We start from the raw sequence: 12311 nt of genomic DNA on the forward strand, positions 1-12311 counted from the left end.
TGATGGCCATCCGCGCCGCCATCCTCAAGGCGGGCAACTCCGGCTGGACCGACAACTCCGGCGACGGAGTCAAGGAACCCCTCCTCGACCTCCACGACCCCAAGGTCTTCAAGGGCACCTTCGCCCGATAGGACTGCCGCGCGGCATATCGCGGCCCCACCGACACGGACCGCCCCCACACCCCCGTGTCCCCCGCACCACGGAGCGATCCCCCACCTGGCTGGACCAGCCGACTCCGCAGCGGCGCTCCCCATGCGACGCCCATCGCCTTCCTTCCCCCGGCGCGATCGGCCTCGCACACCCCTGACTCGGGGCGGCGGGCCCCATCCCCGCCGCCCCGTCCCCCCTGGTCGTGATCCGCACGGCCCCCCCATGAGGAGTTCATGTGACAGGCACTCACTCCGCCCCCGCCGATCCCCGCAAGCGTGTCCGGCGCATCGCGATCCTGGCGGCCTCCGCCGCCATGGTCGTGGCCGGAGTCGAAGGATTCGCCAACGCGAGCCCCGACCAGACGCCCCGGGCCGCCTCACCAGAGCCATCGGCGTCACCGGCACAGCAACGCGTCACGGAACTCAAAGCCGCGCAGTCCGATGCCGGCGCCGAGGCCCAGGGGCTCGGCCTCGGCGCCAAGGAGAAGCTGATCGTCCGCGATGTCATCAAGGCCGCGGACGGCACCGTCCACACCCGCTACGAGCGCACCTACGGCGGACTGCCCGTGCTCGGCGGCGATCTGGTGGTGCACAAGAAGAAGGGGGCGGAGCCCAGCGTCACCAAGGCCGCCGAAGCCCGGATATCCGTCGCCTCGCTCGACGCCGCCGAGCCCGCCTCGGCCGCGAAGAAGCAGGCGCTGTCGACCTTCGCCGGGAAGGACGGTTCCCGGGCCGGTGCCAAATCGCCGCGAAAGGTCATCTGGGCGGGCGACGGTAAGTCCGTTCTCGCCTGGGAGACCGTCGTCACCGGCACCCAGAAGGACGGCACGCCCAGCGCACTGCACGTCATCACCGACGCCGCCACCGGTAAGCGGCTGGCCAGCAACGAGACCATCCAGACCGGCACCGGAACCGGCGACTACAACGGCAAGGTGGAGCTCAACACCACCAAGAACGGCAGCTCCTACACCCTCACCGACAGCGCCCACGGCGGGCACAAGACCAACGACGCCAAGAACAGCGAGTCCGAGACCGAGCCCGGCGAGCTGTTCACCGACCCCGACGACACCTGGGGTGGTGACCGTCAGAACGCGGCCGTTGACGCGGCATACGGCCACGCCAAGACCTGGGACTTCTACAAGAACACCCTCAAGCGCAATGGCATCAAGAACGACGGCAAGGCCGCGTTCAGCCGGGTCCACGTCGGCAACAACTACGACAACGCCTACTGGAACGACAAGTGCTTCTGCATGTCCTACGGGGACGGCAAGGACGGGAAGTCCCCGCTGACCTCCCTTGACGTCGCGGGCCACGAACTCAGCCACGGAGTCACCGCCGCCACCGCAGGACTGGAGTACCAGGGCGAGTCCGGCGGGCTCAACGAGGCCACCAGCGACATCTTCGGCACCGCGGTGGAGTTCTCCGCCAACAACTCCAAGGACCGCGGGGACTACCTCATCGGCGAGCTGGTCGACCTCCGCGGCGACGGCAAGCCACTGCGCTACATGGACCAGCCCAGCAAGGACGGCCGGTCCGCCGATTACTGGTCCCAGGACGTGGGCGGCATGAACGTGCACCTCTCCTCCGGTGTCGCCAACCACTTCTTCTACCTGCTCAGCGAGGGCAGCGGCGCCAAGACCATCAACGGCGTCAAGTACAACAGCCCCACCAAGGACGGCTCCAAGGTCACCGGCATCGGCCGGGACAAGGCCATCCAGATCTGGTACAAGGCGCTGACCGAGCAGTTCACCTCGACCACCGACTTCGCGGGCGCCCGCCAGGGCACCGTCAAGGCTGCCGGCGAGCTGTACGGGGCCGACAGCAAGGAGGCCAAGGCGGTCGCGGCCGCCTGGACCGCGGTCAACGTCAAGTGACCCCGACGGCGTGAGGTCCGTCGGGACCTCACGCCGCCTTCACCCCCAAGACTGGCGGGGCCGTGCCGGCGGCAACCGGTACGGCCCCGTCGCCCTGCGCGCGGCCACGTCCCCGTGCCACCGCACTCCCTCTGGGACGTGGCTGGTGTCGGTGGCATGAAGCACCGTGATGTTCACCGGCGATTCGATCACCGACTGCCAACGGCTGGCGAGCGAAGACGGCCTGGGGTTCGGCTATCCGCTGCGCGTCGCGGGCGAGTGGGGATTCCGGCATCCGGACCGCCCCGTGACCTGGCTGAACACCGGAATCAGCGGTAACAAGGTGATGGACCTCGAAGCCCGCTGGCAGGCAGATGTGCTCGACGCACACCCGGACGTGGTGTCGATCCTCGTCGGGGTCAACGACATGGGCTGGTACACGCTGGACCCGGAGGGGTACGTGATCCCCGCGGAGGAGTTCGAAGCAGGCTATGACCGCCTTCTCGCGCCCCTCGCCGAGGCGGACACGGAACTGATCCTCATCGAGCCGTTCCTCCTGCCGATCCACGGTGTCATCGAGGCCGGGGGCGCGGTCATCGGAGAAGAAGAGCGAAAGCAGTGGCGCACCGACCTGGGCCCGAAGATCCAGGCCGTGCGCACGCTCGCCCGCAAGTACGGGGCACACCTCCTCCACGCCGACGGCATGTTCGCCGAGCTCGCCGCGAAGACCGGGCCGGAGTACTGGGCCGCGGACGGTGTACATCCGACACCGGCCGGACACGCCGCACTCGCGGCGTCTTGGCTGCGCCTGGTCGCCTGACCGAGCCTCGCAACCTTCCAAAGCCTGTTGGGAACCCCCACTTGAGATTCCCGTTTCCGGCGGCAACGGGTATGCGAGGATCCGGAGGTGGAAGACTTCACGAAACCACTCGACGGCATGAACACCTTGGTGATCGGTGGAGGAGGTCAGGGTATCGGGCACGCGATCTCACATGCGTTCGCTGCGGCTGGTGCGTCCGTGGCCATCGCGGACATCGAACCGGAGCGAGCGCGTGATACGGCTGATGAGTTGACGAAGGCCGGTGCTCGCGCCATTCCGCTGGTCGGTGACGTCCGTTCCCTCCAGGATGTCGATGGGTTCGTCGCCCACGCCGCTGCCGAGTTCGGCCGGCTCGACACCCTCGTCACCGTCGTCGGAGGGCAGGTCGCTTTTGTGCCCGCCGTGCGACTGCACGAGATGAGTGACGACGACTGGGACCTGGTCTACGAGATGAACCTCCGGTATGTGGCGCGTGCGGCCCGTGCTGCCATCCGTACGTTTCTCGCCCAAGGCAACGGTGGATCCATCGTCAGCCTCGGCTCGGTCACCGGCGTGATGGCAGCCCCCATGCAGGCAGGCTACGGGGCTGCCAAAGCCGGACTCGCGAGCCTCGCCAAGACGGTCGCCGCGGAATACGCCGGCGACGGCATTCGCATGAACGTCGTGGCGTGCGGAGCGATCGCGACCCCGGTGGCGGGCACCGCGCAGGACCCCGAGGGAGCCGCTAAGATTCCGATGGGCCGGTTCGGGGTCCCCGGCGACGCGGCCGCCGCGGTCGTCTACCTGGCCTCGCCACTCTCGTCCTATGTGACAGGCCAGAGTCTCGTTGTCGATGGAGGCGTCACGGTACGCGGCCCCTTCCCGGACTAGATGTATGGACCCGCAGGGTTGTCCACGCGGCTGATCGATGCCTGTCCTGCGAGTGCGGTGCGGCATCGGTGATGGTCGTAGTTATGCGGGAAGGTGTCCAGGGCGGCGGTGCGTTGTTCGTTGCTGATGCACTCTGAACACCACAGCCCGCGGCCGGCCTGGGCGGGGTCGTGGCCGGGGGTGTGTTCATCGGTCCCGCGCCCGATCAGCGCGGCTCTCGGATGCTGTCGATGATGCGGGTCCAGTTGTCGCCGCCATGTCCGTGCTCGATCGCGCGCCGATAGTGGGCCTGCACGGCCAGTGGGAGCGCAAGGTTGAGGCCGAGTGATGTGCTGGTCTCGACGATGTGGTCGGACGTCGCACCCATCATGGTGACCGTGCTGAGGTCGCCGGGATACTCTCCCGCATCCAGCGCGACGCCGGGGTTCTCTTCGCCGGCCCTCAGGATGTCGCCGATCGAGTCGGCGGAGGACAGCAGCTCCGGCAGCGCTTCCTGGGCCTTCATTCCCGCGGTGCCCAGCATCGCGGTGGCATGCATCAGTCCGGACAGAGTGGTGAGGAACACCGCGAGTTGGGCTTGATACATCATCTGGGCGAGGCCCGGGTCCTCGCCCAGATGCTTTGCTGTTCCGAGCAGGGACAACGTCGCCAGATGGCTCTTCATCACCTGGTCGCGGCCACTGTAGTAGACATGGGCGGCCTCCGTGCCCACCATCGGCGCGGGAACCATGACACCTCCGGTGAGGAACGTGGCGTCGTGGCCCGCTGCCCAGGTCGCTGCCTCGCGAGTGCGGTCGGGAGTGTCGGAGCTCAGGTTGACCAGCGTCCGCCCGGCGAGCGATTCGGTGGCGCTGCCGAGGACGTCGTACATCGCCTGGTAGTCGGTAAGACTGAGGATCACGAGGTCACTCGCTTCGACCGCCTTGCTGGGTGTCGCCGCGAGCGTTGCTCCGTCTGAGACGACGCCGTCGGCCCGACTCGCGGTGCGGTTCCAGACGGTGACCGGGTGGCCACCGGTGAGCAGGGTGCGGGTCATCGCCTGACCCATCGGGCCCAGCCCGATAACGGTGACAGCGCTGTGGTGCCTGGTGGTGTGGTTCTGTTCTTCGTTCACCCCTCCATGCTCGGAGAGCGCCACTAATCTCGGAAGTACCCACTATTTTCTGCGGTACTTACCTTTTCGTAAGGGGAATCAGTGATGGCCAAGGCACCGAGAATCGGGCCTTACATCTGCGGCATCGACGCTGCGCTCGACGTGGTGAGCGGCAAGTGGAAGGGGCTGATCCTCTGGGAACTCAACGCCCATCGCGTACGCCGCTTCGCCGAACTCCGTCGCGGTCTGCCTGGAGTGAGCGAGAAGATGCTGACCCAGCACCTGCGTGAGATGGAAGAAGACGGACTCGTGCACCGGGAGGTCCATGCCGAGGTGCCGCCACGGGTGGAGTACTCCCTGACCGAGCACGGGCGCACGCTCAATCAAGCGCTCGGGCCGCTCGGCGCCTGGGGAAGTGAACGGATGCGTCGCGAAAACTCCGAAGTGGTCGATGTGGCCGAGCCCTCACACGGCTAGCCACCCCGGCCACCAACCCGTTGCGTGATCAGCTCCGTCTCTCAGGAGGGGCTGCACCGTTCTCACGTGAAGTTGTCGATGTCCTGAGTCGGGTCACCGCACTCATGGCCACGCGACGCTCGGTGTGCGTGGGCGGCAGGTTCCCGCCCGTGCGCAGAAGACACGAGGTGGCATGGGGGTGCCCCCGCTCCGGGGATAGGAGCGGGGGCACGACGGGGAGCGCGACCTGCAGTACCCCTTTGCGCAGTCGCCTCCTCTGGCTCCCTCGTCATTTGCGGTTGTCATAGGGGAAGACCACGGCATGCCACCGGCATCCTGTCGCTTTGTCAACGCTTTACCGTCGGCCCGTTGCCCCGATCGCCGAGCACCGTTCGCGATGGCCCATGCCATCGACAGCGCCGTCGGCCGTGTCGACGCAGTCCCGAGGACGCCACGTCCCGGCAACTCCCCCGCCCGTCGCTGTTCATGCTCATTGCCACAACTCCGGCCTCAGCCCCCGGGTCTAACCCAGCGACCACGAGCACCACGCCGCACGGACACCCGAAGGGCCGCTTCCGCATGCGCACCTACATCACCGTCGCCGCTACCGCCACCGTTGCTCTCGCTCTCGGTACCACCGCCCTCGCGGCGCCAGCCGCGTTGGCAGCCCCGAGAGCCACGGCCACCGTCGTCCACGATGACAGCGAGCTCTGGTACCAAGCTGCCCCCGGCCAGCAGAACAAACTGACCGTCGGCGAGAAGACGGAGCACCGCGGAGAGTTCGAGTCGTACTACGTCCTCACCTTCCACGACCGGTACGACATCGCCATCGACGCGAGCGCGGCGAGCGCGGACGAGTGCACGTACCCCACGCCGGGCGACCGCACCGTCGTCCGCTGCGCGGTCGAGATCCCGGAGAACTCCGATGACTCGGACAGCTACGACATCAGCCTCGGTGACGCAGACGACACCGCGACGCTCGAACCGGACAGCCATGCCTGGGCCAGGGTCTACGGTGGCAAGGGCAACGACGTGGTCAAGGGGTCCGCATCCGCCATGTTCCTCGGTGACGACGGCGACGACCGCCTCGACGGCGGCGGCGGTCCGTTCGGCTTCGGCTCTTTCGGCGGACCGGGGAACGACACCCTCACTCACTGCGGGCAGGACTGCTCCGGCGGAGCCGGGAACGACTCCCTGACCGGCACCGGAGAGGAGAACACCCTGCGCGGTGACGACGGCAACGACGTGCTGCACGGCAACGCGGGAGCCGACGTCCTCTACGGTGGCAAGGGCCATGACACGCTGTATGGCGAGGCGGGCAACGACACGCTGTGGGGTAACAGCGGTGACGACGTCCTGTGGGGCGGCCCGGGCACCGACCAGCTCTCCGGCGGCCCCGGCCGCAACGAGTTGCACCAGGACTGACTCCGTACCTGATCGACCAGGCCCAGTGACGCCTCCGGGCGAGTACCAGATCATCCCTCGCCCGGAGGCGGATCGGGGGCCGGAGGGTCAGAGGCCCACGTCGCGGCTGCGGATGTCGTCCAGCGACTCCCGGCGCACCAGGAGCCGGGCATGGCCGTCGCACACCGCGACCACGGGCGGGCGGCCGACCAGGTTGTACCCGGAGGCCATGGACAGGTGGTAGGCGCCGGCGACGGGAACGGCGAGCAGGTCTCCGGGGCGTATGTCGTCGGGGAGGTCCACATCCGCGGCCAGCACATCTCCGGCCTCGCAGTGCCTGCCCACCACGGTCACCGGGGCCAGGGCCGGGCTGCCGCGCCGACTCACCAGGCGGGGCGCGTAACGGACCCCGTACAGGGCCGGTCGCGGGTTGTCGCTCATCCCGCCGTCGACGGCGACGTACGCGTGCTCACCGGTGCGCTTGACGGTGAGCACACGGTACAGGGCGATGCCCGCCGGTCCGGCGATGGCCCGGCCCGGTTCGATGATCAGGTGTGGGACGGTCAGCCCGGCCGTCGCGCACGCTTCGATCAGCTCGGCTCGGACCTTGCGGGCCAGCGTGGACAGGTCCAGAGCCGGTTCACCGGGGCGGTAGGCGATACCGTGTCCCCCGCCGAGATCGAGCTCGGGCAGGACCAGGCCGTGCTGCTCGTGGAGACGGGCCATCAGACCGACCACGCGGCGCACGGCGGCCAGATACGGCTTGACACTGGTGATCTGCGAACCCAAGTGGCAGTGCAGGCCGGTGAGTTCGAGCTGCGGCTGCTTCAGGATCCGGGCGATGGCGTGCTGGGCGTATCCATCGGAGATGCTGAGGCCGAACTTCTGGTCGTCGGTGCCCGTGCGGATCTTCTCGTGGCCGCCCGCGCTGATCCCGGGCACCACCCGGACCATGACCTTCTGGTGGCCGTCGGGTCCGACGGCGGCGGCCAGCCGGGCGATCTCCGACGGGCTGTCGATGACGATGCGGCCCACCCGCAGCCGCAGGGCCGTCTCCAGGTCCTGCGGTGACTTGGCGTTGCCGTGGAGCACGATGCGCTCGGGCGGGAACCCGGTGGTGGCCGCGAGTTCCAGCTCACCGGCCGAACAGACGTCGAGCCCCAGTCCCTCCTCGCCCATCCAGTGGACCATCGCGCGGCACAGGAACGCCTTGGCCGCGTAGAGGACCTCGGCTTCGGGGAAGGTGTCCCGGTAGGTACGGCAGCGGTCGCGCACCTCGGCCTCGTCCAGGACGTAGACGGGGGTGCCGAAGCGGTCGGCGACCTGGGCGAGAGATACACCTCCCACAGCGAGGCCACCGGCGTGGGGCTCTGTGGCGGACGCCGGCCAGACCGACAGGTCGTCGGCGAGGGTGGTGGGCGCAGTGTCGTGAACGGTGGTCATCGTGGCCTCCCCTCTCAGCCGATGAGCAGGGCGTGCGCGGAAACGACGGGGTTCAGCGGCCGGGGCGCCCTGGCGGTGAACAGCGGGTCCACCGTGACGGTGGCGACGCCGAGCGCTACGGTCAGCGCGCGCAGCGCGGGCTCAGCGAGCCTGATCCACGGCTGCTCGGGGCCGAGCGTCGCGATCAGCCTGTGTTCGGAGGTGAAACCGATGGCCGTACGGGCTCCGAGAGGTGTGCGGAACATACACGTCACGTACCCCGAGGGTCCCGGCCGGACGGGGACGAACAAGGGTCCGGCCGGGAACCGATCAGAGGGTTCCGGGTCTTCGCCGCACAGGATGTCTGCCATGGAATGCCTCCGAGGGACCTACCGGTCCCGGGTCGAGTGGTGTAATGGCCCCGGACGCCGGGAGGCGGAACGGGGCCCACCGCCGACGTTATGCCCAGCCACCCCCGCTCTCCGCGGGCCGATGACGCGATCCTGACGGGCACGGGGCGGATACTGACGTGATGCTGACACCCGTGGGTGGCCGAGGAGCCACGCGGGCACAGCCAGGGCAGATGAGCGCGGGAAGGGGTGGAGGCGGAGCGGCGGGAATGTTCCGGCGGGGCACCTCGTTCCTCCTGGGCCCGCCCGCATCGCCACCCCTGGGAGCATCGTGCCCGAAAACAAGCCCGTCACCTCCACCGTCCTCCCCGTGCTCCCGGCCTTGAGCGTGCAGGCCGAGCGTCTGATCGAGCTGGGAGTGCATGAGATCGCCGGGCTGTCCGCCGCCGAACTGCGTACCTTCGCCAAGGCGGCCGAGGTTCCCGCGGCCGGCGGTGGCGCCCTGCTCGCCATTCACCCGGACCGGGCCCCCGCCTCCGCCCTTGCACCACTGCTCCGCCGCGACGGCAAGCCGGGCTTCGTCGTCACCGACATGCCTGACGTCGACCACTTCGCCCCGTTCGAAACGGGCGCGTTGCCCGACGCCCCCGTCTACCTCGTCACCGGCCTCGACCGTGGTGACCACATGGCCAACTGGAGCCCGGAGGAGGCACTGCCCGCCCTCGCCGAGGAGGACCGCACCCCGCTGCTGCTCACCGAGGGCATCCACTGGGTGCTCCAGGAGCCGACGGTCCTGGAGCGCAATCGCTGCTTCATGACCATCGGTTCCCGGTTGCGCAAGGCGAACGGCACCCTGGACTCCCGTACCCCGGCAATCTGGATCAGCAACGGCACCGGGCGCGACGGCCACAAGCGGCGCAACGCCCCGAAGGTCGGCTGGTGTTGGTGGGGCAACCGCCACACCTGGCTCGGCTTCGCCTCCGCGACGGGCCGCTCTTGTTGATGGCACCCTAGACGTCCCCAGGCGCCCCGGCGCGGGCCGACTCCGCTCATTCGGGGCGCAGTTCGGCCAGCCGCCGGAGGTCATCACGGACCGACGCCCGCTCTGCGGCGGTGTGGGCCGCTTGTCCGACAGGCCCAGCGCCCGGTCGATGACCTTGGCAGCGCCCGTCAGGTCCTCCTTGGAGTCGGCGAGGAGCGAGGCGTGACGCAGGGCGCGCGCGAACGTCCCCTCGGGGCCAGGGGCCTCCTCGGCGGTGTCGCGCGCGGTGGTGTCCAACGCCTGGCCGACGCGGACGCAGTTGCCGCCCGGGTCGGTCATGAGGAACTGCCGGACGCCATACGCCATGTCCTTCAGGGGCCCGATACGCGGCAGCCCCCGCGTCGGGACCCTCCCGTATGCCGCTCCGAGTCCGGCGCGGAACGCCCGGTACAGCCCGTCCACATCGTCGGTCCGCACGTAACACGTGCTGTACGCGCCGTGCGGGTCGTGGTGCTTCATCCCGAAGAACTGGAGCTCGATGTCCCCGCGCACCACCACCGCGTAGGGGTTGGGGCTCTTCTGCCGGTAGGTCACCTCGAACCCGAGGGCGGCGTAGAAGTCGACGACCGGCTGGAGCGTCCGACACGGCAGTATCGGAACCGTCTTCTCACTCATGACTTCATCCTAGTCAAACTTGATTAGACGACAACGGGGAGTCCGTGCGCCTGGAACACCCGTGAGCACATCGGGAATTGAGTAGCCGCACCCAGGCGCCCGGCCGCCGCGCCGATACACCATCGGGCGGTGGGGACCGCCGGACACAGCGCAACTGGCCACCCTGGCCGAGGGCAGCGCGGTGGCCTACCGCCTGGAGATGGCGAAAGTGCATGTGCACCCGCGCGGCCTGGGGGATCGCCGCGGACTCCACCTCGGACCGGTGCCAGGCTCAGGCTGCGAAGTGACTCACGAGAAGGGTCAGTCGGCGATCGTGGGCCTTCTCGAGGAGGCGGCCGTTGCGGGTCAGGGATGCCAGGCCGTGCAGGACCGCCCAGCACGTCTCGGTGAGGAGCCCGATGTCGTCGCCATCCGCCGCCATCGGGGCGACGGCCTGGCGGAGTTCGCCGAACGCCGCCTGCAATGCTGCCGGAGCGTCTGCCGCGGCGAACGGCAGGTCCACGGTCAGCGTGAACATCGCGTCGCACAGCGCGGGCCGCCGCCGCGCGAACCGCGTGTATGCCTCCCTGACCGCGGCCAGTGCGTCCCGATCGTCGTGAGTCCCTCTGCGCGCGGCGCGCAGCACGGTCGCCAGTTCGGCGAAGCCCTGCACCGCGACCGCCGCCGCGACCGCTTCCTTGCCCTTGAAGTGGCTGTAGAGGACCGGTTGGCTGCATTCGGCCTCTGCTGACAAGCGCCGCGTGGTCACCGCGTTCCAACCCTCCGCCTCCGCCACCCTCCTGGCGGCCGTCACGATCAGCCGCTTCCGTTCCGCCCGCTCGCGCTCCCGGCGCGTCCGCATCGCCATACGCCGAATTCTATCAACGCTAGCAATGCTATCCACGCTCTGATAGCTTCGCTCCTGTCGCTAGCACCGCTAGCAATCAAGTGAGCTCAAGGAGAGCCGTCATGACCGTCACCGCGTACACCCTCGCCGTCGTACTCGACCTGCTCGTCGTCGTCATCGGAGCGCGCTTCCTGCTCCAGCCCGTGGCAGCCGCCACCGGTTACGGCGTGCCCGCGGCACCCAGCGGTGGCGACCCCGCGTACCTGACCATCAAGGGACTGCGGGACCTGACCTTCGGCCTCATGGGCCTGGCTCTCCTGGCGTTCGCCGGAGCCGGCGCCGAGGCGTGGTTCATGTTGTTCGTGGCGCTGGTGCCGCTCGGGGACACGCTGATAGTGCTGCGCAACGGAGGCACGAAGGCGACCGCGTACGGCATCCACTTCGCCACCGCCGTCGCCGTCCTCATCAGCGCCGGTCTGCTGTTCGCCGTCTGAAACCGCCCCAGGAACAAGGGAGTTCCCCGATGTCACTCATCACCCCGGAGTTCGACTCGTCCGTGCACGTCCGCTCCGCGGACGCCGAGGTGGTCGGCCGCGCACCCACCACCGTGCGGTTGCTCGCCGACAGCAGTACCACCGGCGGCGCCCTGTCCACGCAGCGCGTGACCCTCGGCGACGGTGCGAATGGAGCGAGTCCGCACCACCACGAGAAGAGCGCCGAGATGTTCTACGTACTCGACGGCGCGGCCGAGTTCCTCGCGGGCGACGAGGTGGTCACCGCCGGCAAGGGCGACCTGGTCGTGGTCCCACCACGGATGCCCCACGCCTTCGCCGCCGTCCCCGGCTCGGGCGCCGACCTGCTCATCGTCATCACACCCGGCGTCGAGCGCTTCGAATACTTCCGGCACCTGCAGCGCGTCGCGCTCGGCGAACTGAGCCCAGAGTCGCTCCTCGAGGTGCAGGAACGCTACGACAACCACTTCCTGGCCAGCGATGTCTGGGACAAGCGGCACTGAAGGGGCGACCACCCCCGGCAGGCGTCGGAGCGGCATGCGAACCGTGCGGTTATCCTCCGCGTGATGCCATTTCATCAGTACGCCTACTTCGCGCTGTTCAGTCGGCACACCCGGCAGACGACATGACCTCCCGGCTGGGCATCGCTCCTGACGAGGACCGTTGGCCCCAGACGAGACGGCCGGCTGAGCACACGAGCGGTCAGCGCGCTGTGACTACCACCAGCTGGCTCCTCAGCGTGGGAGCACCGGCGAAGTCGGCCGAGAGGATGTGCTCCCGTACGGCTCGCTCGGAGACGGTCAACGGACGAGGCTCAATGGGCAGGCGGGTCATCTGCCAACCCTCTCAAGTCAACGTATCCGGGCTTCGACGTTGCGCGGCCGCAGCGCGGGGGTCTT

12 protein-coding genes and 1 pseudogene are annotated in these 12311 nt (G+C 68.8%); 8 read left to right on the forward strand and 5 right to left on the reverse strand.

Annotated features, from left to right (window positions below; genetic code table 11):
- The first annotated feature begins 463 nt into the window (after window positions 1–463).
- From NMK44_RS33780 to NMK44_RS33790, 3 genes are all read left to right on the forward strand, one after another.
- Window positions 464–2023 (forward strand): M4 family metallopeptidase, encoded by a 1560-nt coding sequence (locus tag NMK44_RS33780; RefSeq protein WP_254750514.1) that lies wholly within the window; start codon window positions 464–466, stop codon window positions 2021–2023.
- Window positions 2024–2192: 169 nt separating this feature from the next.
- Entirely contained in the window at window positions 2193–2822 is a 630-nt protein-coding gene (locus NMK44_RS33785; RefSeq protein ID WP_254750339.1) for an SGNH/GDSL hydrolase family protein, read from the forward strand.
- Between the two features lie 87 nt (window positions 2823–2909).
- Window positions 2910–3692: an SDR family NAD(P)-dependent oxidoreductase gene (locus tag NMK44_RS33790; RefSeq protein ID WP_254750341.1), complete on the forward strand. Its 783-nt coding sequence runs from the start codon at window positions 2910–2912 to the stop codon at window positions 3690–3692.
- Window positions 3693–3897: 205 nt separating this feature from the next.
- Here the strand turns inward: NMK44_RS33790 and NMK44_RS33800 are convergent, their stop codons facing one another.
- The gene (locus NMK44_RS33800) at window positions 3898–4806 is read right to left on the reverse strand and encodes an NAD(P)-dependent oxidoreductase (protein WP_254750343.1); all 909 of its coding nucleotides are present in this window, start codon (window positions 4804–4806) and stop codon (window positions 3898–3900) included.
- Window positions 4807–4890: 84 nt separating this feature from the next.
- Here NMK44_RS33800 and NMK44_RS33805 point away from each other — a divergent pair, with 84 nt between their 5' ends.
- On the forward strand, window positions 4891–5262 hold the full coding sequence (locus NMK44_RS33805) for a winged helix-turn-helix transcriptional regulator (protein WP_254750345.1): 372 nt from the start codon (window positions 4891–4893) through the stop codon (window positions 5260–5262).
- A 558-nt stretch (window positions 5263–5820) separates the two neighbouring features.
- Window positions 5821–6666, forward strand: a complete 846-nt coding sequence (locus tag NMK44_RS33810) for a calcium-binding protein (RefSeq protein ID WP_254750347.1) — start codon at window positions 5821–5823, stop codon at window positions 6664–6666.
- Between the two features lie 87 nt (window positions 6667–6753).
- On the opposite strand, the gene lysA is transcribed toward NMK44_RS33810, so the two are convergent.
- Window positions 6754–8088 (reverse strand): diaminopimelate decarboxylase, encoded by a 1335-nt coding sequence (lysA, locus tag NMK44_RS33815; protein WP_254750349.1) that lies wholly within the window; start codon window positions 8086–8088, stop codon window positions 6754–6756.
- Between the two features lie 14 nt (window positions 8089–8102).
- The gene (locus tag NMK44_RS33820; protein WP_308358675.1) at window positions 8103–8333 is read right to left on the reverse strand and encodes an SAV_915 family protein; all 231 of its coding nucleotides are present in this window, start codon (window positions 8331–8333) and stop codon (window positions 8103–8105) included.
- 415 nt (window positions 8334–8748) lie between these two features.
- Between NMK44_RS33820 and NMK44_RS33825 the strand changes: the two genes are divergently transcribed.
- On the forward strand, window positions 8749–9420 hold the full coding sequence (locus NMK44_RS33825; protein WP_254750353.1) for a DUF5701 family protein: 672 nt from the start codon (window positions 8749–8751) through the stop codon (window positions 9418–9420).
- 81 nt (window positions 9421–9501) lie between these two features.
- Here the strand turns inward: NMK44_RS33825 and NMK44_RS33830 are convergent.
- Together NMK44_RS33830 and NMK44_RS33835 are read right to left on the reverse strand one after the other, a co-directional pair.
- Window positions 9502–10074 (reverse strand): annotated as a pseudogene (locus tag NMK44_RS33830) (bleomycin resistance protein); the annotation flags it as partial.
- A 271-nt stretch (window positions 10075–10345) separates the two neighbouring features.
- Window positions 10346–10921 (reverse strand): TetR/AcrR family transcriptional regulator, encoded by a 576-nt coding sequence (locus tag NMK44_RS33835; RefSeq protein ID WP_254750355.1) that lies wholly within the window; start codon window positions 10919–10921, stop codon window positions 10346–10348.
- Window positions 10922–11022: 101 nt separating this feature from the next.
- On the opposite strand from NMK44_RS33835, the gene NMK44_RS33840 reads away from it, so the two are divergent.
- Both NMK44_RS33840 and NMK44_RS33845 read left to right on the forward strand, forming a co-directional pair.
- The gene (locus tag NMK44_RS33840; protein WP_254750357.1) at window positions 11023–11394 is read left to right on the forward strand and encodes a DUF4267 domain-containing protein; all 372 of its coding nucleotides are present in this window, start codon (window positions 11023–11025) and stop codon (window positions 11392–11394) included.
- Between the two features lie 29 nt (window positions 11395–11423).
- Window positions 11424–11915, forward strand: a complete 492-nt coding sequence (locus tag NMK44_RS33845; RefSeq protein WP_254750359.1) for a cupin domain-containing protein — start codon at window positions 11424–11426, stop codon at window positions 11913–11915.
- Window positions 11916–12311 lie beyond the last annotated feature (396 nt).

Origin of the sequence: Streptomyces cucumeris (assembly GCF_024295805.1) — a bacterium.
Taxonomy (GTDB): domain Bacteria; phylum Actinomycetota; class Actinomycetes; order Streptomycetales; family Streptomycetaceae; genus Streptomyces; species Streptomyces cucumeris.